The sequence below is a fragment of the Longispora urticae genome, from assembly GCF_053902585.1.
In genome coordinates this window covers 492,937-515,837 of the sequence record NZ_JAQZSH010000035.1, presented here as the reverse complement: position 1 = coordinate 515,837, position 22,901 = coordinate 492,937, and the positions used below count along the sequence as shown (strand labels likewise).

Here is a 22,901-nt window from a genome sequence, read left to right as displayed (position 1 = left end):
CCTGAATGGCGCACACACTCCGCCAGGCGACGGAAGCAGACCTCGACGCCCTGGTGGCCTACGAGATCGTGATCGCGGAGGTGTCCTTCGGCGCGGACGCCGTGGTCGACCCCGAGGTGCACCGGGGCAAGCTGCGCAAGGGGCTGGTCCGCGACGCCGAGGGCATGATCGTGGCCGCCGACGACGCGGACCAGGTGATCGGCTGGATGTGGCTGGCCGTGAACACCAACTTCCTCACCGAGGACCGCTACATCAACTTCCGCTCCCTGGCCGTGTCCCCGGGCCCGGACAGCGAGGCGGTCGGCGAGTCGCTGCTGGCCCACGGGCTGGAGTTCGCGAAAGCCAAGGGGGCCGGGGAGATCGTCGGCAAGGTGTACATGGGCAACCAGGGCATGCGGGTGCTGTACCGGAAGTTCGACTTCGAGCCCGTACACCTCACGCTCCGCAGGAAGATCGAACCGTGAAGTGCGTGGTCTGGGACCTCGACGGCACGGTCTGGCCCGGGGTCGCGATCGAAGGGCCGGAGAACACCCTCCCAACCCCCTTTCCCTGGGTACTCGCCGCGATGGCCGCCCTGGAGGCCCGCGGCGTCGTGAACAGCGTGGCCAGCCGGACCGACCCGACCCTCGCGGCGGCGCTCGCCGGACACCCGGACCTGGCCGACCGGTTCGTCGCCCCGCAGCTCGGCTGGGGGGACAAGAGCGAGGCCATCGGTCGGATCGCGGCGGCGCTCGGCATCGCGGTGGACGCGGTCGCGTTCGTGGACGACAACCCGTTCGAGCGGGCCGAGGTGGCGGCGCTGCTGCCCGGGGTGCTGGTGCTGTCCCCGGAGGAGCTGCGCGAACAGTTCGAGGACCTGTTCCCCGAGGCGGTGACCGACGAGGCCAGGAAGCGCCCCGACCGGTACCGCGAGGAGCAGCGCCGGCTCGCCGCCGAGCAGGACTTCACCGGCTCCCGGGACGAGTTCCTCCGCTCCTGCGGGATGGTGCTCACCGTCAGCGGGGCGGACCGGGCCGACGTGCCGAGGATCGCGGAACTGGTCGCGCGCACCCACCGGTTCAACACGACCGGCGAGCAGTGGTCCGCGGCGCAGCTGTCGGCGCTGGTCGACGACCCGGACTGGTTCGTGCCGGTGGCCCGCCTGGCGGACCGGTTCGGCGAGTACGGCCAGATCAGCACCGCCCTCGTCCAGCGCGGCCCGTCCTGGCGGCTCCGGCTGTTCATGGTGTCCTGCCGCGCGGCCGGCCGGGACGTACCGGTGGCCCTCCTCGGCTGGCTGGTCGACCGGGCCCGCGCCGACGGGGCGCGCGAACTGCTCGTCGAGATCCGCACGGACCTGGCGAACCTGGAACTCCGGATGCTGCTCCGCAGGGTGGGCTTCGAGGCGGTCCCCGGCGAGGCGCCGACCGCCGGCGGGGCGCTGCTGCTCCGCCGCGACCTCACCGAGATTCCCCCGGTGGCCCACCTGACCCTGGAGGAGAAGGCATGACCAGTGCGGAAGCCGGTTCCGAGGCCGGCACCAACGGCGCCCAGGCCGCCCCCGACGACGTCGAAACGGGCGTCCGCGCGGCCCTCACCGAGGTCCTCGACCTCGACGTCTCGGCGTTCCCGGTCGACACCCCCCTCTTCGACGGCGGCCTGGGCCTCGGCTCCCTCAACGGCGTCCGCCTGCTCGAACTCGTCAAGGCCCGGTACGGCGTGGACGTCGCCGCCGAGGACTGGGCGCTGGAGTCCCTGCGCTCGATCGGCTCGCTGTGCGCGTTCATCCGGGCTGCCGCCGTATAGCACACGGTGCCCGGTTCAGGGCCCTGAGCTGCCCGTAGTCGTCTGTACACTGGGCGGAGCGGTGCGCCGGTCGTGGCAGGCCGTCCATCGAAGGGTTCCCAGATGAGCGAGGCACCGCTGCCGGGCGAGCACGGCAAAGCGGATGAGATGTGTTCCTACGCCGTGGACGTGTGGCTGAAGGACACCGCCCTGCTCACCGACGACGCGGGCCTGATGGCGCTGATGCGCGACGCCGCCGAGGCCGGGCACGCCCAGGTGCTGGGCGAGTCGGTGCACCGCTTCCCGAACGGCGCGGTCACCGGGGTGCTGGTGCTGTCGCAGTCGCACCTGAGCGTGCACACCTGGCCGGAGTACCAGTCGGCGAATTTCGATCTGTTGACCTGCGGCCGGCTGAACGGCGAGCGGATCATCGAGCATCTGCGCACCGCGCTGGACATCACCCGGATCAACATCACCAGGGTGCTGCGCGACGTCCAGTAGAACCCGGGTGTGACCTTCCGGCCCGCCCGCGCGTGTTCTGACCATGATGATGACCTACGCCCGGGACGGGACACTGGCGACCAGCTCGTTGGAACCGGGCTTCGTGGAGTTCTACGGGGCCAACTTCTCCGACCTGGCCGCCCAGCTGTACGTGTACCTGGGCGACATGGCCGAGGCGCAGGACGTGGTCCAGGAGGCGTTCTGCCGGGCCTGGGTCCGATGGGGACGGATCAGCCGGTACGAGGAGCCCGTCGGTTGGGTCCGCCGTGTCGCCTGGAACCTGGCCACCAGTCGGATCCGCCGCATGATCATCGCCCGCCGGTACGCCCGGCTGGACCGGCCGCGCACCGTCGAGGGCCCCGCCCCCGACCGGGTCGCGTTGATGGCCGCCCTGGCCACCCTGCCGGCGAACCAGCGCCGCGCGGTCGTCCTGCACTACCTGGCGGACATGTCGGTGGCCCAGATCGCCGACATGTGCGGGGCCCGCGAAGGGGCCGTCAAGACGTGGCTCTACCGAGGTCGGGCCGCCCTGGCCACCCAGCTCCGCGAATCCGAGGAGGCATTCCCCCATGCCCGATGAGTTCCGTACCCAGGACGACATGCTGCTGCGTCGGGCCCTGACCGGGGTACACGACGAGGCCCGGCTCGAACTGTCCCCGCACCGGGTCGGCGCCGTCCGCGGGGCCGCCCGGCGGCGCACCGTCGGGATCGTGGCGGTGGCGGGGGTCGCGCCGCTGGTGCTCGCGGCGACCGCGGCCGCCGCGTTCAGCATCGGAGGCTCCGGCCCCGACACGGCGGTGAGCCCGGCCGACGGCGGCTCGGTGACCTGCATGCCCGTGCCCGGTATCTCGTGGCTGCTCCAGCCGTCCGGCACCCCCACGGTGACGACGGCCCCGCAGGGCGGTACCCCGCCGACCACCGCGCCGACGTCATCCAGCCCGGGGACGCCCGTCCCGTCGAGCCCGCCGCCGAACTGGCCGACCCCGTCCCCCGGAAGCACCCCTGGAACGTTCCCGACTCCGAGCCCGGAGCAGCCCCAGCCCTCGCCGGTCGAGGAGCCGTGCCTGCGCGTGACCCCTTCTCCGTCGGGCCCGGGTGGCTCCACGACGCACCCGACGCCGAGCCCTGCGGGCCCCGGGACGCAGGCGCCGCCGAGCCCGTCGGGCGGAGCCACCCACCCGACACCGACCCCGTCCGGGCCGCCCCAGCACCCGACCCCTACCCCGTCGAGCCCCTTCCAGCCGACCCCGGCCCCGCCGGGTCCCTTCCCGTCGACGCTGTCCAGCACGCCCGGACAGTGACCCCGGACTGAGCGCGCGGCAGCTCGTACCAGGAAAAAGAGGTGTCCTTGATCCGTTCGCGGTCAGGGGCACCCTTCCCGGGTCGGAATCCTCCTGGCTAACGCGTCCCCGCCTCGCTAGCCTCGGGGCATGACGCTGCCCCTGATCATCGCCGAAGGCACCCCCACGGAGATCGGGGTCAGCTACGGCCGCCAGGCCGCGGAGCTGATCGCCGGCAACTTCGCCGACTACCTGGTGAAGTTCCAGGTCACGGGCGGACACGACCCGGCAGAGGTGACCCGGCTGGGCGAGGAGTTCCGGGCGACGACGCTCCGGTACACGCCCAGGATCGCGGCCATGCTCGACGGGGTCGCCGAGGGCTCCGGCCTGCCGGTGGGCGACATCTACGCCCTCAACGCGCGGACCGAGCTGATGGTCCCGCCGATCACGGAGTGCACGGGCGTGGCGGTCCTGCCCGAGCACACCGCCACCGGGCACACCCTGCTCGGCCAGAACTGGGACTGGTACCCGTCCCAGAGCCCCTTCACCCTGGTCCTGGCCACCCGCGACGAACGCGGCCACGAGGTGCTCGCGCTCGCCGAGGCGGGCATGCTCGCCAAGGCCGGGCTGAACTCGCACGGCGTCGGGGTGGGCGTCAACCTGCTGACCAGCGACCGCGACGGCGCCCCGGGCGGCGTGCCGTACCACGTGCTGATCCGCGCGGTCCTGGACGCCCGGCACGGCATCGCGGGCTCCCTCGGGGTGTGCTCGCTGCCGCGCAGCGCGTCGATCAACCTGCTGGTCGGGGTGGCCGGCGGCACCGCCGTGGACCTGGAGCTGACCCCGGGCCTGACCGGTCGGGTCCTGCCCCAGGCCGGCATCCTGACCCACGCCAACCACTTCGTCTCCGGCATCGACGTCCGGGACCGGTTCTACGACCTCGGCGGCGGTTCCTCGCTGTTCCGGGACTTCCGCCTCCGCCAGGTACTGGAGACCGCCGCGGCCGAGCGCCGGGTGACCGACAAGGACGTGATGGCGGCGTTGCAGGACCACCTCGGGTTCCCGCACGCGATCTGCCGGCACGTCAACGCCGAGGACCCGCAGGAGCTGTGGTCGTTGACCGCGAGCTCGGTGGTGATGGATCTCGACGAGCGCCGGATGCTGGTCACGAGCGGTCCGCCGTGCGAGAACCCATACCAGACCATCGATCTGGGCGACGTATTCGGGAGTGCTCGTCCGAATTCCGGCTTCTAGAACCGAAGTTGTTACCTAACCGTAACTTGTAGGTTCTCGTCGCGGACAGTGAGTCGATCGAGAGCGTTCGCGCGGTGTTTCATCCGTGTTTCGGCGGAATATCCACGCCGTTGACTACCGAGCGCAAAGCCGGTCGAGCGACAGGTTACCCGAGAGTGTTACTGGCGGGTAGCCACAGGGGTTGTCCTGTGACGTGGATCGCGGCAGCATCTGCACCACTGGAGTGGGTGACCCTCATCACCCCCGCAGGAGACCACACCCCGCGCCCGTCCGCGCCCCCCGTGCGGACGGTGGCGCCGCCCGAGGAGGAATTGTGAAGGAAACACTGGTTGGTCGTACCCGGTGGCGTAAGTTCGCCATCGCGATGGTCCCCGCCACCGCCGCCGCCGCTGTCATGGTGATGGGGATGAGCAACGGGGCCATCGCCGCCTCGTTCGCGGTCTCCGGTCAGCAGTTCCAGATCTCCGCCGACGAGATGGTCGTCGACGGCTTCGCGCAGTACGGCAGCATCGACAAAGAGGTCGGCGCCGACAAGGACCCGTCGAAGGTCCACGTTGTCGCGGTCGCCGCGGCCAAGTCCGCCACCGTCAAGAACCTCTGTCAGTCGGTCGTCTCCCCGACCCCGATCGGCACCGTCACGATGCAGATCCACGCCGGTGGCGCGGGCAGCGCCCCGGTCACGGCCGAGAACCTGTTCCTCGACATGACCTCCCTGACCGGCGACGCGGTCTTCGAGAACATCGAGATCGGCGTCGACGCCTCGACGATGACCAAGGGCGCCGGCGCGGGCATGGTCGGCGGCTTCGGCCAGCAGGCCAGCCGGGCCACCATCACCAACGTCAAGCAGGTCGCGTGGGCGACCAACGCCGGCACCTTCCGGCTCAAGGGCATGCACCTCGAGGTCCTGATGGGCAACAAGCCCTGCTTCTAGGCAGTAAACGCTGACCGGGCCCGCCGGAACACTCGGCGGGCCCCGTCACGCGACATCCCCCTTTACTGGTTAGGAAAAGCAGGAGGCACGCGTGTCCACCAACCTGGGTCAGGTTTGGCGGTCCTTCGGGACCTGGCGGCGCGGCCGTCCGTTCTGGGGCGGCCTGCTCGCCCTGCTCTCCGGCTCGTTGCTCATCTGGCTGCCGTGGACGACCATCGGCACGATCATCCGCGCCGGGATGGGCGCGCTCGGCGGCGTCATCCTCGGCTCGCTGATCGCGCTCTGCGGCGTACTGATGTGGTTCCAGCCGGCGCAGCGCGTCTTCTACAGCGTCATCACGATCGTGGCGGGGCTGGCGGCGTTCCCGTTCACCAACTTCGGCGGCTTCGTCATCGGTACGCTGCTGGCGCTCGTCGGCGGCTCGTTGGGGTTCGCGTGGACGCCGGTCACCCCGGCGGGTGGCGCACCGCCGGCCCCCCGGGTGGCGGACGACGGGGACTACTCGACGGCGATCCTGCCGGGATTCGAGGACCCGGACGCCGATCTGCCCGAGGCCGACGTCCGTACCGAGGCTGATGGCGAACCCCGGGCGGCGGGGCAGGCCGAGCCCGCGGCGGAGCCGACACCCGAACACCCCGGCCAGCCTGGCCACGCCGGCCAACCCGGCCCCGGCCACGCCGGTCAGCACGACCCCGGTGCGGCCCCCGGCATCCGGCCGCACCAGCCCCGGCACCGCCAGAACAGCGACGCCCCCGCCGTCGTGGTTCCGGAGGACGCCCGGTCCGGCGCACGGTCCCGGCAGGCCATGGGCGTGGCGATCCTCGCCCTGTCCGTGGCGGCCACCGGCCTGATGGCCATGGGCATGGACAGCCCCGTCCAGGCCGCACCGCCGTCCGGCGCCGTCCCGTGCGCCCCGGGTCAGACCGCCCCGGGGCAGCCGCCGGCCGGCCAGCCCACCAAGTCCGGTCAGCCGGCCCCCGGGCCGACGACGAAGCCGGAACCCACGAAGAGCGGTCAGCCCGCGCCGACCCCGACCGCCACGGCCCCCGCCCCGGGGGCGTCGCCGGAACCCACCAAGCCGTGGTGGTGGCCGTTCGACCTCAAGCGCGAGACGGACTCCTCGGCCCCGCGCAGGGTCGCGGCGGCCCCGGCGAAGGCGACCCCGACGCCGACCGGCAGCCCCATGTGCCACCGGCAGTTGGCCGCGGCGGCCGGCGACCCGGTCCCGTCGGCGAAGTTCTCGGACATGCGTGCCGCCAAGCAGCAGATGTGGGGCATGCACTACGACGGGGTCAAGACCCTCAAGACCAAGGAGGGCGGCTCGATCCGGGTACTGAAGTTCACGATGACCAAGGCCCAGTCGACGCCGTTCGAGATGACCAGCCCCGACAAGGGCAACGGCAGAAGCGTGAACCAGAAGTCGACGCAGCTCACGGTCAGCGGCAACGTCGAGTTCTACACCAGCCGGTTCCACGGGTGGCTGTTCGGCATCATCCCGCTGACGTTCACCCCGGACTCGCCGCCGCCGCTGCAGATCGCTGACCCGATCTTCACCAGCGCGGAGATCGAGCTGGTCTACCTGAAGTGCGACCGGCTCCAGGCGGACAACCTGCGCCTCACCGAGGTCTAGGCGCCAACGACGCGAAGGGAGGGCACCCCGCCCGGGTGCCCTCCCTTCGTCGCGTCCTGCGCCCGGGAGTCAGGCGCCCGGGCCGGAGGAGGCCGCCGGGCCCGAGCCCGGCGGCGTCCGCGTCAGATCCGGGCCAGTGCCGCCCGCAACGGGTCCAGCCCCAGCGAACCCAGATCCAGGGCCGCCCGGTGGAACTCCTTCAGGTCGAAGTCGGCACCCTTGCGCGCCTCGGCGTCCGCCCGCGCCTGCAGCCAGATCCGCTCGCCCACCTTGTACGACGGCGCCTGCCCCGGCCACCCGAGGTACCGGTCCAGCTCGAACCGCAGGAACTCGTCCTGCATCATGCAGTTCGCGCGCAGGAACTCGTACGCGATCTCCGGCGTCCACGTCCGCCCCGCGTACTGGTCCCAGCCGACCCCCTTCGGGATCTCCAGCTCCAGGTGCAGGCCGATGTCCACGACCACCCGGGCGGCGCGGAACAGCTGCGCGTCGAGCATGCCGAGCCGGTCGCCGGCGTCGTCGAGGTAGCCGAGCTCACCCATGAGGCGCTCGGCGTACAGGGCCCAGCCCTCGCCGTGGCCGGAGCACCAGGAGAGCACCCGCTGCCACCGGTTGAGGACCTCGCTGCGGTACGCGGTCTGCGCGACCTGGAGGTGGTGCCCCGGTACCCCCTCGTGGAAGACCGTGGTGACCTCCCGCCAGGTGGCGAACGACGTGACGCCCGCCGGCACGGCCCACCACATCCGGCCGGGCCGGCTGAAGTCCTCGCTGGGGCCCGTGTAGTAGATGCCGCCGTCGCTGGTGGGCGCGATCATGCACTCCATGCGGCGGACGGGCTCGGGGATGTCGAAGTGGGTGTCGGCGAGGTCGGCGACGGACTTGTCGGCGACGGCCTGCATCCAGTCCCGGAACTCCTCCTTGGAGCCGATCGTGCGGGCCGGGTCGTTGTCGAGCGCCGCGGCGGCCTGTTCGACGGTGCCGCCCGGCACGATCTGGTCGGCGGTCACGAGCATGTCGGCGCGCAGCCGGGCGACCTCCTCGAAGCCCCACGCGTACGTCTCGTCGAGGTCGACGGTCGCGCCGAGGAAGTACCGCGAACACAGCTGGTACAGCTCCCGGCCGGCCGCCTCGCGCTCCTGACCCAGCGGGGCCAGTTCCTCGCGGAGGAAGCGGGCAAAGTCGACGGTGGCGGCGTTGGCGGCGGCCGCCCCGGCGTCGAGGCGTTCGCGGAGCTCCCCGGTGGCTTCGAGCCGGCGGACCAGGCCCGGGTAGAAGTCGTCGCCGTCCGGGTCGGTCCAGGTGTCGCACTGCGCGGCGACCTTCTCCATCTGGGCCCGCGCCCCGACGTAGCCCTCGCGCGCGTCGTGGAGCAGCGTCTCCTTGTACCCGTCGAGCGCGCCCGGCACGAGTGCCAGCCGGGTGGCGATGTTCTCCACGGCCTCGACGGTGTCCGTCGGCATCAGGTCGAAGGAGCCGCGCACCTCGTGCAGGGGGCTGGAGATCACGTTGATCCGGGACCGGTACCGGATCTCGTCCAGTTCGACCGAGAGCCCGAGCCGCTCGACCATGGCCTCCTGGGCGACGCGCTGGTGCTCGTCGTCGGGGGTGGCCGCGAGGAGGGCCGCGAGGGTCCGACGGTTGAGCTCCGTGAGGGCGTCGAGCCCGGCCGGACTCAGGTCGGACATCTTGTCGTCGTAGCCTGCGATGCCGACGCCGGACGCGCCGAGGGGCTCCAACGGTGCCCACTCGTCGACGTACCGGTTGGCGATGTCGTCGATGTTTCCCATGCGCAGAGACCCTACGGCACTCCTGAGGCGCCCTGTGCCCGGTTTTCCAGGCCACGGAGTGGCGTGCCCGGGCCCACCCAGCGGCCCCGCCCTCAGGTGACGGAGTGCCCCCTGCGGCCAAGATCCAGCAGCCCCTCCCGGTCCGTCGGCACCTCGCCCGCGGGGGTCGCCCGCAGCGGCCACCGTTTGCGCACCTCGTGCCCCCGGCCGAGCCATCCGGTCAGCCCCGCCCGGTCGTCCAGGGCGTCCCGGGCCTCGGTGAGCGCCGCGATCAGCTCGTCGAGCACGGGCCGCACGGCGGTGGCGTTGCCCGAGCACATGGCGGCGACCAGGGCCGGCGCGGTGGACGCCACCCGGGTGCCGTCCCGGAACGAGCCGGCGGCCAGCGCCAGCACCCCCGGTTCGGCGGCGGAGGCGGCGATGGCGGAGGCGACGAGGTGCGGCACGTGGCTGATCCGGGCGACGGCCGCGTCGTGCTCGGCGCTGGTGGCGGGGATGATCCGGGCGCGCAGGCCGCCGAGCAGTTCGGCCATGGCCCGCCAGTCGGCGAGGTCGGTCTCGGGGTCCAGGCACAGCACCCAGGGCTGGTCGCGGAACAGCAGCGGGTCGGAGGAGCCGAAGCCGGAGTGCTCCTTGCCGGCCATCGGGTGCCCGCCGACGAACCGCCGGCCGGCCATCAGCGCGGCCACCGGCCCCTTCACGGAGGTCACGTCGCTGATCAGCCCGGGGTACCCGTCGAGGTCGGCGAGGAGGTCGGGCAGCACGGGCAGGGGCACGGCGAGGAACACCACGTCGGTACCGCGCACGGCCTCGCGCACCGAACCGGCCGCCCCGGCGAGCTGCCGGGTGACCGGGTCCGCGTCGTAGCCGGTCACCTGGTGCCCGGCCGCCGTGAGCGCCCGGAGGAGTGACCCGCCGATGAGGCCGAGCCCGAGTACCGCGATCCGCATGGCCACAGCCTAAACTCCCCGCCCCCGAGCCCTTTCACCCCTTCAACACCTTTTTCCGGGTACGCGGCCCGCGTACCCCTCACCGGGTCTGGCTCCTCAGTGGACCCGGCGCGCCCACCCGATCGAGCAGCTCAGGGTGGTCCCGGTGGGCTAGGCTCGACGGTGTGATGCCCTATCCCCGGCCCGGCCGGCCGCAGTTCCGGGAGCCGAACCCGGTCCGGCTGCCGGCGCTGGCAGCGGGGGCCGGCGCGACGGCGGCATGGTTCCTGCTGTTCGCCTTCGTCTGGGGCGGCGCGGCGGGCTACGCGTGGCTGACCCTGCTCGCCGGCACCCTGGCGTCCCTCGCGGCCGGGTTACTGGCCCTGCGCGGAGATCGCGGCGTGGCGGTCGGTATCGCGCTCGCCGCCGGGTTCGCGCTCGCCGCGCTCGGTGTGGTCCTCACCACCTACTGGGTCGGCGGCGACTGGCTGCTCTGGTAGCCTTACTCAACGTATTGGTCTATGCCCAATTTGCATGTCGAGCTTGACGGACCTCCTGTGGGTTCGGCACGGTGGGACCATGTCGATGAGGCTCGAGCGACTTGAACCCGATCGCCGTCGCCGCCGGTTGCAGCTCCTCGCCGAGCTCGCCGACGTGAAGGCGCTGCGGGACAGGATGCAGCCGCGTCGGGCCCGCTCCGAGCGCCTCCGGGAGCTCATCGCACTACGCCGCCGTTGGGCCACGTAGCCCCAGCGCGCGCGCCGCTTGTTGGCACGACTGCCGGCCAGGTACGCTCCGGCAAGTTGACGACTTGGCCGGGGGGATCGTGTCGCACTTTGCTGTAGCAGTCGTACGGGATGGCTCCGGATGGACCGTCTCGGAGCTCGAGCTGCGTGGGGTCCGGGACGTCGAGGAAGCCGGCGACCGGCTCCGTGACGTGGCCGACGGAGAGCTCTCCCTACTGTTCGTCGAAGCCGAGGACGAGTATCTCGTCGTCGTGCGGATCGACGAGGACAATGACCTGCGCGTCTTCGGCTCCGACGCCGAATACGCCGAGGAGACCGCCCTCGGGGCCGCCCTCCTCGGGGACCTGGAGCCCGAGCGGCTGCCGGACCTCGACGACGAGGACGAAGACGAGGAAGAGGACGAGCGCCCCGCCGCCGACCCGGACAGCAACCCGGTGGGCGACGCGGACCTGCTCGCCGATCTGGGCATCCCCTCCGTGGCCCTGCTCAAGCTCTGCGCCCAGGAGGGCATGCTGCCGTCCGAGGTGACGACGAAGATCTGCGAGACGCTCGGCTGCGCGGATGACGTCGAGGAGCTCCGCTAACGAGCGGTGGGTTCGTCGCGCGCTGGCGGTCGCCGGCACCGCGGACCCGCTGGACGTCCCGGTCGGCGCCGTCGTCTACGACGCCGCCGGCCGTGAGCTCGCCACCGGCTTCAACACCCGCGAACGCACCGGCGACCCGACCGGCCACGCCGAGATGAACGCCCTGCGCGCCGCCGCCGACGTCCTCGGCACCTGGCGGCTCGACGGCTGCTCCCTCGCGGTGACCCTGGAGCCGTGCACGATGTGCGCGGGCGCCCTCGTCCTCGCCCGGATCTCCACGGTCGTCTTCGGCGCCTGGGAACCCAAGACCGGCGCGGTCGGTTCACTGTGGGACGTCGTCCGGGACCAACGCCTCAACCACCGCCCCGAGGTGTACGCCGGGGTGTGCGAAACCGAGTGCGCCGAAGCCCTCCGCGAGTGGTTCCAGACAAACCGCCGCTAGCGCCGCTGTCCGTGGCCGGACAAGATAGACGGGTGACTTCGGCGGCCCGAAAGGGAAACTCGATGGATGTCCGGCGGGTTCGGTTCGGTGAGGCGCTCCGGCGGCTCCGCGAGGAACGGGACCTGACCCTGGAGCAGGTCGGCGGCGAGATCGGCTGGTCCTATGTGCGGCTGCACCGGCTGGAGACGGCCGAGACCCGGCCCAGTGTGGACCGCGTGCGCCCCCTGCTGGACCTGTACGGGATCAGGGAGCCCGAATACGGCAACCTCCTCGACCAGGCGCAGGACCTCTCCGTCGAGGGCTGGTGGCGAGAACACCGGGGCTCCAAACCGGGCCAGCGCACGTACGCCGAACTGGAGAGCGGCGTCACCGCGATCAACGCCTACAGTGGCGCGATCGTGCCCGGCCTGCTCCAGACGGAGGACTACGCCCGGTACCGGATCCGCTCCGAGCTCGGCGACAGCGACCAGATCGCCACCGACGCCAACCTCGCCGTGCGCCTCGGCCGGCAGAAGGTGATCGGCTCCATCGACTTCGAGGTCATCCTCGACGAGGTCGTCCTCCTCCGCCCGTCCTGCCCGCCGGCCGTGATGGCCCAGCAACTACGGCACCTGGCGGCGGACCTGCCCCGGGTCACCGTGCGGGTTCTGCTGCTCAACCGCGTGATCGACGATTTCCTTTTACCGCAGAACACATTCGCCCTGTACCGACTTCCGGGCGGCGACGAGATCGGTTTGATCGACACGATGGCAATTGGTCCGCAGCCAATTGATGCTGACAAGTTGCCGTCCTATCGACACGCCTATGATCGGCTGCGGGACGCGGCCCTGAATATCGAGGATTCGCGGGAGTTCATTCTTCAGTCAGCGGAAGCGAAGAGATGATTATCAGCAATTGGCGGAAGAGCCTCCGGAGCGACGGCGGTGCCAACTGCGTAGAAGTGGGAACGGGCCGGGGCGTCGTCGGCGTGCGCGACACCAAGCAGCGGGGACGGGGCCCGGTGCTGGCGTTCGAGGCCCGTGCGTGGGTCAGTTTCGTGACGGCGGCCAAGCGGGGCAGCTTCGACCGCTAGGTGCCCGTCGTGACCCTGGGAGCCGGTACCCGACGGGTACCGGCTCCCAGCGTCCGCGCCTACGGGTTCCGCACGCCGCTGACCTCGTCCTGCTCCGCCCCGTGGGAGACCACGTTGACCTCGTGCGGCGGCGGGAACCGCGTGATGAAATCGCACACGGTGACATGGGTCGGAACAATGGAGATCACCGCCATCTCGGTCGTGGTCTCCCGCTTGATCCGCTCCCACTCGTCGCACATGGCCTTGTCCACGATCATCCGTCGCGAACCGTCGACGTGCGCCTGCGGCAGCCCCTGCTGGATCTCGACCGTGGCCGTCCCGCGCACCAACATGATGATCGGCACGAACTGCGCGACCTGCGGACCGAGCGCCGCCGCCACCTTCGCGCGCGCCTCGTTCCCCGCGCTGCCGGGCGCGACGTCGATCGTGAAGCTGACCTGCGGATGCGCCCTGATCGCCCTGACCTTGTACGCCGTGGTCGGACTCGCGAACACGAACGCGCTGCCATCCCAGATGTGCGCGACCGGCACCGTGCGCGGATGGCCGTCCAGCCCCACGTAGCCGAGCCGCATGGGGATCGGCGCCTCATTCAGGGTCTGTATCACCGGGTCGGTGTTCACCAGGTGCACGAGCTCCAGGTAGTCCACGGGTGTCCTTCCGGATGGGCGGAGCGGGGCGGCGGACTTCGCGCTCACCCTCGGCAGTGGTGCGGACTCCCGACGTACGGGGTGCTGGATGCGCACGAACACGGTCAGTATCGCGAGGTGTGAGGGGCGCCACTTCTCTGAGATTGCCCTCTCCGGCCGCGGCGGGGGGACAGCGCACGGGGGAAGACGAGCAGCGGGGTGAGACGAACAGCGGGGTGAGACGAGCAGAGCCGGCACCCATGGGGCACCGGCTCTGTGTTCTTGCTGGCGGTGGCGGAGGGATTTGAACCCTCGGAGGGCTTGCACCCTCACACGCTTTCGAGGCGTGCTCCTTAGGCCACTCGGACACGCCACCGCCAGCAAGGCTACAGGATCCCCCCGGGCGCTGTCCTCCTGGGTTGCGCCGGGCACTCCGAGCCGGGCGCGGGTGCCCGCTGAGCACCGGAACCTCGGCCCGCGGCGGCCCGGGGCGGGGTGATGTGGGTCGCGGGATCCGGCGAGCGGCCCGCCTCCGGGGTGCGGGGCCTGGCAGGATCACTGGCATGAGTACGCACATCGGAGCGAAGCCGGGCGAGATCGCCGAACGGGTACTGATGCCAGGGGACCCGCTGCGCGCGAAATGGATCGCTGAGACCTACCTCGAGGATGCCCAGTGCTACTCGACGGTGCGCAATATGTTTGGTTTCACCGGGAAGTACAAAGGAATAGATGTTTCTGTCCAGGGTTCCGGGATGGGAATGCCCTCGTGTTCGATCTACGTGCACGAGTTGCTCGCCGAATACGGCGTGAAGACCATCATGCGGGTCGGTAGTTGCGGCTCTATCCAGGAGGATCTGGATCTCCGCGACGTCGTGGCCGCCATCGGCGCGACCACCGACTCCGCCATGAACCGGCAGCGCTTCGACAATTTCGTCGACTTCGCGCCGGTCGCCGACTTCAGCCTGCTGCGCACCGCCGTCGACACGGCCGCCGCGAAGGGCATCGACCTCCGGGTCGGCTCCGTCATGGCGGCGGACGCGTTCTACGGCGACCAGCCGGACCTGTACGGCAAGCTCGCCAAGTACGGCGTGCTCGCGGTCGAGATGGAGACGGCGGCGCTGTACACGATCGCGGCGCGGTTCCGGGCGCGGGCGCTGACCCTGTTGACGGTGAGCGACCACATCCTGCAGGGGACGGCCATGCCGGCGGAGGACCGGGAGCGGACGTTCTCGCAGATGGCGGAGATCGCGCTGGACACGATCATCGCGTAGCGCCCGTCAGCGCCCCGCGTACGACGTGGGGCGCTGACCCGCCACGGGTCCTCAGTTCTGGTTGCCCTTGACGGGGACAGCGTCGACGCAGACCGTGGTGTTGATGACCACCGGGGAGCCGTGCGGCGAGGGGTGGCTCAACCCGTGCATCGCGCACCCGTAGATGATCACGACGCCGGCCGCCATGGCCAGGAACCAGGGCCAGACGCGCCTGCCGTCTGCCGTGCGTGCGAAGACGGTCGGTGCGCCCGCGACACCCGCGACGGCGACCATGATGATCGGCAGGGCGAACCGGGTCTCCGTGGCCGACGTGCCCACCGCCGCGCTGGCCCCGAGCAGCGCGCACAGCAGGATCAACGGGTAACCGCGCAGGCCCGACCGGCCGCCGCGTACGAGCATGAGGCCCAGAGTCAGGGCGCCGACCATCACGATCGCGGCGATCGGGATCGTCAGGCCGAAGCTCTCGTCGTTGGGCAGGGCGCTGTAGGGGGTGGACAGCGGCCAGGCGAGCGAGGCGGAGAACTTCTCCAGCAGGAACTGCGCCGACCAGGGCAGATTCGACAGGAGGGCCTGGGCCAGATCCGTTGTTGACGAGATCTTCTGGTCGCCGATCAGCCCGGCCATCCGGGGATCGCAGTAGAACTGCTGGTGGGGCGCCGTGTCGATGAGGACCGTGTCATATCTCACGACGTAGGGCGCGACGCCGGCCTGGAGATTCACCAGCCCGGCCGTGCCCGGTGGCAACGGTGTCCATCCCCAGTCGTGCCGCAGGTTGAACAGGATCTGCGGCGCCAGGCCGACGGCGAGCCCGGGGACGAACAACAGGCTGCGCAGCGGCGTCCTCGCGAACAGGGCGAGGGAGACCGCGGCCAGGGGAAGCATGTACGCGGGCCGCAGGTTGAGCGCGAGCCCCGCGCACAGTCCGGCCAGTGCGACGCCCGTCGCGGAGCGCTTCGCCAAGAACAGCACGACGCACAGGAACAGACCGACTGCGGGAATGTCCATCAACGGGTACGGCGTGAACCGCGCGCAGACCAGCCAGGTGAGCCCGACACAGATCCAGGTGGACCACGCGGACCGAACGCCCAGTGCCCCGACGATCCTGGGCAGGATCAGCGCCCCGATCAGCGCGACGAACACCGAGTTCTCGATGAGGACCGCGCTCGATCCGAGCCCAGGAACGACCTTGTCGGCCAGGGCTGTCGGCGCGTACACGAAAGGCGTCAGAATCCCGCGGATTCCCAGCATGCCCCGGGCGACCAGCGAGTCGCCCTCGACGAGCGCCGTCGACGCCTCCCGGTAGCTCCAGGCGTCGGCGTAGAGGACCGACATGGGGCGCTGGCCGACGCTGAACAGGAAGAGCAGCAGCCCTGCCACGACCGACTGGGAACGCCACCACGGCTGACCGGAAGCAACGTCACCGCTGTTCTCAGCCGTCGCCTCCGTGGAGACGGGAGTAGTCATGAGACGGCTGTTCCTTCCCGGGCGGGATCGTCGGAGTCTGCGGGGCGCCGGCTCCGGATCTGTGCCGCAGCATAGCGGGGGAGGGGGTGCAGGCCGGGCCGCCCGTCTGCTGTCCATCGTCGGGGACGCGGGGCGGTGGAAACACGCGAGGCCCGTACCGGTGGGTACGGGCCTCGCTTCCGTGCGGAGGATACGAGATTCGAACTCGTGAGGGCTTTCACCCAACACGCTTTCCAAGCGTGCGCCCTAGGCCACTAGGCGAATCCTCCGTGGGAGAGGCTACAGGATGCCCCCCGGTCCGCGCATTCCGGGACTCCCCGGTATGGTTGTCGAAGCTCCTCGTGCGGCGTGTATCTCGTGAACCTCCCCAGGGCCGGAAGGCAGCAAGGATAAGCGGGCTCTGACGGGTGCACGGGGGGCCCTTATTTTTTCCCGGGCCAGCCCCGGTGCTTCCCTCCAGGCCGCGCCGGCCCCGAGCCGCGCCGCCGGCCAGCCCAGGAGCGATCCGCCGGCCCCGAGCCGCGTCGCCGGCCAGCCCAGGAGCGACCCGCCGGCCACGCGCCACGCCGCCGGCGTCTACGGCACGAGCCGCAACCACTCCTCGTGGATCCCGTCGAAGGGCGCCTGCCGCTCCCGCACGGCACGCAACAGCCAGTCCGCCGAGGCCTGCGCGGACTTGACCACCTCGGGCGGGTAGTCGTACTTCACCTGGTGCTCGATGAACTCGTCCTCGTCGAGAAGGTTCACCGTGCCGTCGCGCCACCGGGTGACGTCGAGGTCCAGGTCGACCATGGTGACCTCGTCCGGGGTGAGGACGGGGACGGTGGTGATGTCGCAGTACAGCTCGGTGCGGGTGGGTTGGGCGTTGAAGCAGGCCGTCCACCACGCGTCCCGGGGGAAAAGCATGACAAATTTATACGAAAGCGTCTTCGGGGTCGTGTCCCGCAGGAGGGTCGCGCCGGCCGGGATCCCGAGCCACGTCCCGTGCTGGTCCTCACCCAGATAGGTCGCCGGGTGGTTCCAGTGCAGACTGCCGTCGTATTTCGTGTACCGAACGAAAGTCTCCATCTGTAGACACTAACCGGAGACTCCGGTCACAGCCGTCACATCCCGGGCCGGGGCCCGTCACCTCCCGTTCACCAGGGCGACGATCAAACCCGTTCGACGGGTACGGGGTGCCCGGCGCCCCGGGACGTGGACCCCGGCCGGCCGCACCCGGGCGTCGGGCGTCGGCGGTTCCCGGAGCGTGGGGAGCTGCCCGCGCCGCCTAGAAGGCGATCGAGCGGGTCGGATCCGCCTGGGGCAGGTGCCGGAGCTTCTCCGGGTTGAGCTGGTCGTAGATCGCGGTGACCGTCCCGTCGGCGATGGCGAACGACATCACGACCGTGGACGTCCCGTCCTGGATGAGCAGTCCGAGGTCTCCGTTGACGTGGACGAGCTCGGCGGAGGCCTGGGCCTTCCGCCCCTGTCGGGCCAGCCCGAGCATGAACCGGGCCACCCGCAGCGCGCCCCCGATCGGGGTGGCGGCGGCCGGGGCGAGTCCGTTGCTGTCGCCGGTGACGACGACGTTCGGGGCCAGGACGGCGAGCAGGCCCTCCAGGTCACCGCCCTGGACCGCGTTGAGGAACGCGCCGACGACCCTCTCCTGTTCGGCGCGGTTGGTGGTGTGCCGGGTGCGGCCGTCGGCGACGGCGCGGCGGGCGCGGGTGGCGAGCTGGCGGGCCGCGGCGGGGGTGGTGCCCAGGGTCTCGGCGAGGGTCTCGAACGGTACGCCGAAGACGTCGTGCAGGACGAAGGCGGCGCGCTGCTCGGGGCCGAGGGTCTCCAGTACGACGAGCAGCGCCATGCTGATGTCCTCGCCGAGGGTGACGCTGTCGGCCGGGTCCGGGTCGGTGGCCGGGCGGGTGACGAGGGGCTCGGGAAGCCACTGGCCGATGTAGGCCTCGCGGCGGACCCGGGCGGAGCGCAGCACGTCGAGGCAGATCCGGCCGGTGACGGTGGTCAGCCACGCGCGCGGCTCGTTGATGGTGGCCTGGTCGGCGGCCGCGTACCGCAGCCAGGTCTCCTGGACGGCGTCCTCCGCGTCGGCCCGGGTACCGAGCAGGCGGTAGGCCACGCCGAACAGGTGGGGGCGGTGCTCCTCGAAAACGTCCACACGGACACCGTAACGGGGGCAGGATTGCAGGATGTTGACCTCCGACCTGCTCAGGGCGCGACCGGGTGTGCGTCTCGCCGACATCGACCCGCGCGGCACGCCCGGGGTCACGTCGAGAAAGGACCCGAAACAGTGGTCCCGGGTCGAGGTGTCGCTGATCGGGGCGGAGCTCGCCGCGTACCAGGAGATGTTGTACGCGGACGCGAAGGCCGGCTCGGATCCGCGCCGGGTGCTCCTGGTCCTGCAGGCGATGGACTGCGGGGGCAAGGACGGCACGGTGAAGAACGTGGTGGGCCAGTTCGACCCGCTCGGCTTGCGGATCGTGAGCTTCGGGCCGCCGACGAAGGAGGAGCTGGAGCACCCGTTCCTGTGGCGGATCCGCAACGCGCTGCCGCCGGCCGGGTACGTGGGCGTGTTCAACCGGTCGCACTACGAGGACGTGCTGATCGTCCGGGTGCACGACCTGGTGCCCCGCCGGGTGTGGGCGCGGCGGTACGACACGATCAACCGGTTCGAGGCGGAGCTGGTGGCCGACGGGTACACCCTGGTCAAGGTCATGTTGCACATCTCCAAGGAGGAGCAGCGCAAACGGCTGGCCGAGCGGTTGACGGACCCGACGAAGCACTGGAAGTACAACCCGGGGGACATCGACGAGCGGGCGTTCTGGGACGACTACCAGGAGGCGTACGAGGCGGTGCTGGAGCGGTGCTCGACCGAGGCCGCCCCGTGGCACGTGGTGCCGGCCGACCGGAAGTGGTACCGGAACTACGCGGTGGCGACCCTGCTGAGGGAGGCGTTCGAGCGCCTCGACCTGAAGTACCCTAAACCAGACTTTGATCTGAAAAAGGAGGTCAAACGTCTGGAGTCCAGCGGGTGAACGCCAGGTGAACTGGCGTTGAATCGTTGACAAATTAGGGTACGCGCCTGTAACTGCCGCCGAGGTAGTGCCTAGCATTCCCCAGGACCTGCCCATACACGCTCATGAGGTTGCCGTGCGATTCAAGCTTCGTCCCAGCGAGGACGCGTTCTACGAGTTCTTCAGTCGGGCCGCGCAGAACCTTGTCAAGGGCGCGGAGATCCTGAGCGAGCTGGGACTGCCGGAGGTCGACATCCCGTCGGTCGCCGAGCGCCTGGTCGACGTCGAGCACGACAGCGACCAGATCACGCACGAGCTGTACAACAAGATCAACTCTTCGTTCATCACGCCGTTCGACCGGGAGGACATCTACCGGCTCGGCTCGCTGCTGGACGACTGCATGGACCACATCGAGGCCGTCGGCAGCCTGGTGTACCTCTACGGCCTGACCAGCCTGCCGAACCTGCCCCGGGAGATGCACGACCTGGTCGAGGTCATCAACGAGCAGGCCCGGGTCACCGCGGCCGCCATGCCGGGCCTGAAGGGCATGAAGGGCCTCAAGGACTACTGGGTCGAGATCAACCGCCTGGAGAACGCCGGCGACAAGGCGTACCGGATGCTGCTGGTCCGGCTCTTCTCGGGCGAGTACGACGCCCTGACCGTGCTGAAGATGAAGGAGGTCGCCGACGAGCTGGAGGCCGCCTGTGACGCCTTCGAGCACGTGGCGAACACCATCGAGACGATCTCGGTCAAGGAGTCATGACCGCCCAACTCGTCGGCACGATCGTGGTGATCGCGCTGGCCATGGGCTTCAACTACACCAACGGCTTCCACGACGCCGCGAACGCCATCGCCACCTCGGTCTCCACCCGCGCCCTGACGCCCAGGATCGCCCTCGGCATGGCCGCGCTCGGCAACCTGCTCGGCTCGTTCTTCGGCGCGAAGGTGGCCGCCACGGTCGGCAAGGGCATCATCGACAAGCCGGTGCTGGCGGTGGTCGGGGCCGGCCTGATCGGCGCGATCGTGTGGAACCTGATCACCTGGTACTACGGCCTGCCGTCCTCCTCCTCGCACGCCCTGATCGGCGGGCTGGTCGGCGCGGCGCTGGCGGGCGGCACGGTCGTGCTCTGGGACGGCATCATCAAGAAGGTCCTCATCCCGATGGTGGTGTCCCCGGTGGTCGGCTTCGGGCTCGGCTTCCTGGTGATGCTGGCGGTGATGTGGATCTTCCGCAACGGGCACCCGGGCAAGCTCAACCGGGGCTTCCGGCTCGCCCAGACCGTGTCGGCGGCCGGGATGGCGTTCGGCCACGGCCTCCAGGACGCGGCCAAGACCATGGGCATCGTGGTGCTCGCCCTCTACGCCGGCGGCGTGCAGGACAACCTGACCCACATTCCGCTCTGGGTGTACTTCATGACGGCGGCCGTCCTGGCGGCGGGCACGTACTCGGGCGGCTGGCGGATCATCAAGACCCTCGGCCGCAAGGTGATCGACCTGGGCCCCGCCCAGGGCTTCTCCGCGGAGACGGCGGCCAGCACTGTGCTGTACGTCGCCGCGATCGGCTACGGCGCGCCCATCTCGACCACGCACACCATCACCTCGGCGATCATGGGCGTGGGTGCGACCAAGAAGCTGTCGGCGGTGCGCTGGGGGGTGGCCGGCAACATCGTGGTCGCCTGGGTGCTGACGTTCCCTGCCGCCGCGGCGGTGGCGGCGCTGGCCTACTTCGTGTTCACGCGGTTCACGTAGCCGGCCCGGCCCGCTGTGGGGCAGCTTCCGGCCCGCTCTGGGCTAGCGTCGGGCCCGCTCTGGGCCCGCTCTGGGCTAGCTTCGGGCCCGCTGCGGGGCAGCTTCCGGCCCGCGAAGGGCACGTTTCCGGCCGGTGACGGACAAGGCGAAGGCGCGGCATCCCTGGTGGGGGTGCCGCGCCTTCCGCGTTCTGGGCCCGGTCAGGCCTTGCGGGCCCTGCGGCCCTTCGTCAGCGCCAGCCCGGCGCCCACGAGGGCGAGCGCGCCGACGAGGAGCGCGATCTTCTTCCCGCGCCCACCGTGGACCGCCCCGTCGTCGACCGTCGGATCCGTCGTCGACTCCCATGCGTCCTGCTTGGCCATCCCCGCCCCCTTCGCCACGCGCGACTCTTCGCCCGTAGCCTAAGCGACAAATCCCCCGTTACCGGTCAGTATCCGGGCTCGCCGGGCAGGACCATCCGCGCGCCGTCCGCCGTGACCACCGCGCGCGGCACGATCGGGGTCTCCGCGTCCCGGCCGGCCGCCGCCGCCAGCACGGCCGCCACGTCGGGCAGTCCGGACAGCTCGCGCAGGGTCTCCGCCGTCGGCGGCAACATCGCCAGGTCCCCGGCCGCGTGCCGGGCCACCGCCTCGGCCGGGCGCAGCCAGACCACGTGGTCGGCCTCCCCGCCCTCGAAGTACTCGGGGGCCTGGCCCTCCGGCAGCGCCGCCACGAAGAACCAGGTGTCGTACCGGCGCGGCTCGAACTCCGGGGTGATCCAGCGCGCCCACGGCACCAGGTCGGTCAGCCGCAGCCCGGTCTCCTCCAGCACCTCGCGCACGGCGGTCGCCACGATGTCCGGGTCCTCCGGCTCGGCCGCCCCACCGGGGAACGCGTGCATCTCGGCGGCGAACTTCATCGTGGTGGCCCGGCGGAACAGGTAGACCTCGGGGCCGGCCGGGGTGTCCCGCAGGATCGCCACCGTCGCCGCCCGGCGGGGCTGCACCGGGGTGCCGGGCAGCTCGGCCCAGGCTCGGGCCCGTTCGACGAGCCAGTCGGGGAGGACGCGCGCCGGGTCGGTCATGCCGGCTCCCCCGTCATCGCGGTGCCGACCTGGCGGAAGCCCACGTGCTCGTACAGCCGGGCCACGTCCGGGTCGCCGGCCGACAGGAACACCGTGCGCACCCCCGACGACAGCGCGTCGGCCGCCAGCGCCCGGGTCACGGCCGCGCCGAGGCCCCTGCGCCGCGCCGAGGGCAGCGTGGCCACCCCGACGATCTCGGTCACCTCGCCCACGGGCTGGTGGATGCCGGCGGCCACCGGGCCCTCGGGGCCGAACGCCGCGTACACGATGGTGGTGTTGGCCCTGATCCTGGCGCGCAGCGCGTCCAGCGGTTCCCCGTCGACGACGGCCGTGTCGCGTTCCGTGGCGCCGGCCGCGCCGACCGCCGTGCCCGGGGTGCCGAAGCCCACGTTCTGCACGCCGCGCACCCGGCCCAGGTCGGGGTCGTCGGCCGTGACCCGCCGGACCCGGTCGTCCACGGGGTCGGCGCTGAGCTGGTCCAGCACCAGGATCGGGTGGGCCTCGACCCGCAGCCCGGCCTCCTCGGCGGCCTCCCGCATGCTCGGGGTGAGCTCGGCCACCCACTCGAACGTCTCGGGCAGGCCCAGTTCGCGCTGGCGGTCCCGGACCTTGGTCACGTCCGCCGCGGTGATCGACGCGTCGAGGCCCAGGCCGGGGCGGGCGTAGTAGGGCCAGCCGCCGTCAATGGTGACAAAGAGGGTGAGAGGCCCATAAGTCTCCGTTCGCGCGGCCGTGCGGGGGACGGCGTCGAAATACGCCTCGAGCTGGAGAAGTTCGGTCACGCCCCCAGACTAGGC

General features: G+C 71.0%; 28 protein-coding genes, 2 tRNA genes and 1 other RNA gene. 20 read left to right on the top strand and 11 right to left on the bottom strand.

What is annotated here, in order from left to right:
- Positions 1-5: 5 nt before the first annotated feature.
- From PT931_RS25135 to PT931_RS25095, 9 genes are all read left to right on the top strand, one after another.
- Positions 6-464, top strand: coding sequence for an N-acetyltransferase family protein (locus PT931_RS25135; protein WP_456248132.1), 459 nt, complete (start codon positions 6-8; stop codon positions 462-464).
- Positions 461-1,489 carry a hypothetical protein gene (locus PT931_RS25130; protein WP_456248131.1) on the top strand — a complete coding sequence of 343 codons (1,029 nt, stop codon included), beginning with the start codon at positions 461-463 and terminating at the stop codon, positions 1,487-1,489. Before PT931_RS25135 ends, PT931_RS25130 begins: the two co-directional genes overlap by 4 nt.
- Positions 1,486-1,785 (top strand): phosphopantetheine-binding protein, encoded by a 300-nt coding sequence (locus tag PT931_RS25125; protein WP_456248130.1) that lies wholly within the window; start codon positions 1,486-1,488, stop codon positions 1,783-1,785. The genes PT931_RS25130 and PT931_RS25125 overlap by 4 nt, the downstream gene beginning before the upstream one ends.
- Before the next feature lie 102 nt (positions 1,786-1,887).
- Positions 1,888-2,265: an adenosylmethionine decarboxylase gene (gene speD / locus PT931_RS25120; RefSeq protein ID WP_456248129.1), complete on the top strand. Its 378-nt coding sequence runs from the start codon at positions 1,888-1,890 to the stop codon at positions 2,263-2,265.
- 43 nt (positions 2,266-2,308) lie between these two features.
- Positions 2,309-2,845 carry a SigE family RNA polymerase sigma factor gene (locus tag PT931_RS25115; RefSeq protein WP_456248128.1) on the top strand — a complete coding sequence of 179 codons (537 nt, stop codon included), beginning with the start codon at positions 2,309-2,311 and terminating at the stop codon, positions 2,843-2,845.
- On the top strand, positions 2,835-3,566 hold the full coding sequence (locus tag PT931_RS25110; protein ID WP_456248127.1) for a hypothetical protein: 732 nt from the start codon (positions 2,835-2,837) through the stop codon (positions 3,564-3,566). Before PT931_RS25115 ends, PT931_RS25110 begins: the two co-directional genes overlap by 11 nt.
- Before the next feature lie 129 nt (positions 3,567-3,695).
- Entirely contained in the window at positions 3,696-4,799 is a 1,104-nt protein-coding gene (locus PT931_RS25105; protein WP_456248126.1) for a C45 family autoproteolytic acyltransferase/hydolase, read from the top strand.
- 313 nt (positions 4,800-5,112) lie between these two features.
- Positions 5,113-5,730 (top strand): DUF6230 family protein, encoded by a 618-nt coding sequence (locus PT931_RS25100; RefSeq protein WP_456248125.1) that lies wholly within the window; start codon positions 5,113-5,115, stop codon positions 5,728-5,730.
- Between the two features lie 91 nt (positions 5,731-5,821).
- A complete protein-coding gene (locus PT931_RS25095; protein WP_456248124.1) occupies positions 5,822-7,360 on the top strand; it encodes a DUF6114 domain-containing protein in 1,539 nt (512 codons plus the stop codon).
- A 122-nt stretch (positions 7,361-7,482) separates the two neighbouring features.
- Here the strand turns inward: PT931_RS25095 and PT931_RS25090 are convergent, their stop codons facing one another.
- Both PT931_RS25090 and PT931_RS25085 read right to left on the bottom strand, forming a co-directional pair.
- Complete coding sequence (locus PT931_RS25090) at positions 7,483-9,147, bottom strand: DUF885 domain-containing protein (RefSeq protein ID WP_456248123.1); 1,665 nt, start codon at positions 9,145-9,147, stop codon at positions 7,483-7,485.
- A 92-nt stretch (positions 9,148-9,239) separates the two neighbouring features.
- On the bottom strand, positions 9,240-10,097 hold the full coding sequence (locus tag PT931_RS25085; RefSeq protein WP_456248122.1) for a prephenate dehydrogenase: 858 nt from the start codon (positions 10,095-10,097) through the stop codon (positions 9,240-9,242).
- A 167-nt stretch (positions 10,098-10,264) separates the two neighbouring features.
- On the opposite strand from PT931_RS25085, the gene PT931_RS25080 reads away from it, so the two are divergent.
- The 6 genes from PT931_RS25080 to PT931_RS25055 all read left to right on the top strand — a co-directional run bounded on the left by PT931_RS25080 (position 10,265) and on the right by PT931_RS25055 (position 12,920).
- The gene (locus PT931_RS25080) at positions 10,265-10,576 is read left to right on the top strand and encodes a hypothetical protein (RefSeq protein ID WP_456248213.1); all 312 of its coding nucleotides are present in this window, start codon (positions 10,265-10,267) and stop codon (positions 10,574-10,576) included.
- Between the two features lie 79 nt (positions 10,577-10,655).
- Entirely contained in the window at positions 10,656-10,823 is a 168-nt protein-coding gene (locus PT931_RS25075; RefSeq protein ID WP_412541328.1) for a hypothetical protein, read from the top strand.
- 79 nt (positions 10,824-10,902) lie between these two features.
- A complete protein-coding gene (locus tag PT931_RS25070) occupies positions 10,903-11,406 on the top strand; it encodes a tRNA adenosine deaminase-associated protein (RefSeq protein ID WP_456248121.1) in 504 nt (167 codons plus the stop codon).
- Complete coding sequence (locus PT931_RS25065; protein ID WP_456248120.1) at positions 11,384-11,848, top strand: nucleoside deaminase; 465 nt, start codon at positions 11,384-11,386, stop codon at positions 11,846-11,848. The genes PT931_RS25070 and PT931_RS25065 overlap by 23 nt, the downstream gene beginning before the upstream one ends.
- A 62-nt stretch (positions 11,849-11,910) precedes the next feature.
- A complete protein-coding gene (locus PT931_RS25060; protein WP_456248119.1) occupies positions 11,911-12,732 on the top strand; it encodes a helix-turn-helix domain-containing protein in 822 nt (273 codons plus the stop codon).
- On the top strand, positions 12,729-12,920 hold the full coding sequence (locus tag PT931_RS25055) for a DUF397 domain-containing protein (RefSeq protein ID WP_456248118.1): 192 nt from the start codon (positions 12,729-12,731) through the stop codon (positions 12,918-12,920). The genes PT931_RS25060 and PT931_RS25055 overlap by 4 nt, the downstream gene beginning before the upstream one ends.
- Before the next feature lie 59 nt (positions 12,921-12,979).
- Here PT931_RS25055 and PT931_RS25050 read toward each other — a convergent pair whose 3' ends face one another.
- Both PT931_RS25050 and PT931_RS25045 read right to left on the bottom strand, forming a co-directional pair.
- Entirely contained in the window at positions 12,980-13,567 is a 588-nt protein-coding gene (locus tag PT931_RS25050) for a pyridoxamine 5'-phosphate oxidase family protein (RefSeq protein ID WP_456248117.1), read from the bottom strand.
- A 265-nt stretch (positions 13,568-13,832) separates the two neighbouring features.
- Positions 13,833-13,922 (bottom strand) — tRNA-Ser (locus PT931_RS25045).
- Positions 13,923-14,109: 187 nt separating this feature from the next.
- Between PT931_RS25045 and deoD the strand changes: the two genes are divergently transcribed.
- The gene (deoD, locus tag PT931_RS25040) at positions 14,110-14,817 is read left to right on the top strand and encodes a purine-nucleoside phosphorylase (protein ID WP_456248116.1); all 708 of its coding nucleotides are present in this window, start codon (positions 14,110-14,112) and stop codon (positions 14,815-14,817) included.
- A gap of 51 nt (positions 14,818-14,868) precedes the next feature.
- Here deoD and PT931_RS25035 read toward each other — a convergent pair whose 3' ends face one another.
- Together PT931_RS25035 and PT931_RS25030 are read right to left on the bottom strand one after the other, a co-directional pair.
- Positions 14,869-16,281: a hypothetical protein gene (locus tag PT931_RS25035; protein WP_456248115.1), complete on the bottom strand. Its 1,413-nt coding sequence runs from the start codon at positions 16,279-16,281 to the stop codon at positions 14,869-14,871.
- Between the two features lie 184 nt (positions 16,282-16,465).
- Positions 16,466-16,550: transfer RNA gene (locus PT931_RS25030), tRNA-Ser, on the bottom strand.
- A 61-nt stretch (positions 16,551-16,611) separates the two neighbouring features.
- Here PT931_RS25030 and ffs point away from each other — a divergent pair.
- Positions 16,612-16,708, top strand: an RNA gene (gene ffs / locus PT931_RS25025) — signal recognition particle sRNA small type.
- Between the two features lie 149 nt (positions 16,709-16,857).
- On the opposite strand, the gene PT931_RS25020 is transcribed toward ffs, so the two are convergent.
- Together PT931_RS25020 and PT931_RS25015 are read right to left on the bottom strand one after the other, a co-directional pair.
- Positions 16,858-17,349, bottom strand: a complete 492-nt coding sequence (locus tag PT931_RS25020; protein WP_456248114.1) for a DUF402 domain-containing protein — start codon at positions 17,347-17,349, stop codon at positions 16,858-16,860.
- A 199-nt stretch (positions 17,350-17,548) separates the two neighbouring features.
- Positions 17,549-18,436: a sigma-70 family RNA polymerase sigma factor gene (locus tag PT931_RS25015; protein WP_456248113.1), complete on the bottom strand. Its 888-nt coding sequence runs from the start codon at positions 18,434-18,436 to the stop codon at positions 17,549-17,551.
- 31 nt (positions 18,437-18,467) lie between these two features.
- On the opposite strand from PT931_RS25015, the gene PT931_RS25010 reads away from it, so the two are divergent.
- The 3 genes from PT931_RS25010 to PT931_RS25000 all read left to right on the top strand — a co-directional run bounded on the left by PT931_RS25010 (position 18,468) and on the right by PT931_RS25000 (position 21,041).
- Positions 18,468-19,313 carry a polyphosphate kinase 2 family protein gene (locus tag PT931_RS25010; RefSeq protein ID WP_456248112.1) on the top strand — a complete coding sequence of 282 codons (846 nt, stop codon included), beginning with the start codon at positions 18,468-18,470 and terminating at the stop codon, positions 19,311-19,313.
- A 115-nt stretch (positions 19,314-19,428) separates the two neighbouring features.
- A complete protein-coding gene (locus PT931_RS25005) occupies positions 19,429-20,055 on the top strand; it encodes a DUF47 domain-containing protein (protein WP_456248111.1) in 627 nt (208 codons plus the stop codon).
- Positions 20,052-21,041: an anion permease gene (locus tag PT931_RS25000; RefSeq protein ID WP_456248110.1), complete on the top strand. Its 990-nt coding sequence runs from the start codon at positions 20,052-20,054 to the stop codon at positions 21,039-21,041. Before PT931_RS25005 ends, PT931_RS25000 begins: the two co-directional genes overlap by 4 nt.
- Positions 21,042-21,241: 200 nt before the next feature.
- Here the strand turns inward: PT931_RS25000 and PT931_RS24995 are convergent, their stop codons facing one another.
- From PT931_RS24995 to PT931_RS24985, 3 genes are all read right to left on the bottom strand, one after another.
- Entirely contained in the window at positions 21,242-21,403 is a 162-nt protein-coding gene (locus PT931_RS24995; protein ID WP_456248109.1) for a hypothetical protein, read from the bottom strand.
- A gap of 65 nt (positions 21,404-21,468) precedes the next feature.
- Complete coding sequence (locus PT931_RS24990; RefSeq protein WP_456248108.1) at positions 21,469-22,104, bottom strand: NUDIX hydrolase; 636 nt, start codon at positions 22,102-22,104, stop codon at positions 21,469-21,471.
- Positions 22,101-22,886, bottom strand: coding sequence for a GNAT family N-acetyltransferase (locus PT931_RS24985; RefSeq protein ID WP_456248107.1), 786 nt, complete (start codon positions 22,884-22,886; stop codon positions 22,101-22,103). Before PT931_RS24985 ends, PT931_RS24990 begins: the two co-directional genes overlap by 4 nt.
- Positions 22,887-22,901 lie beyond the last annotated feature (15 nt).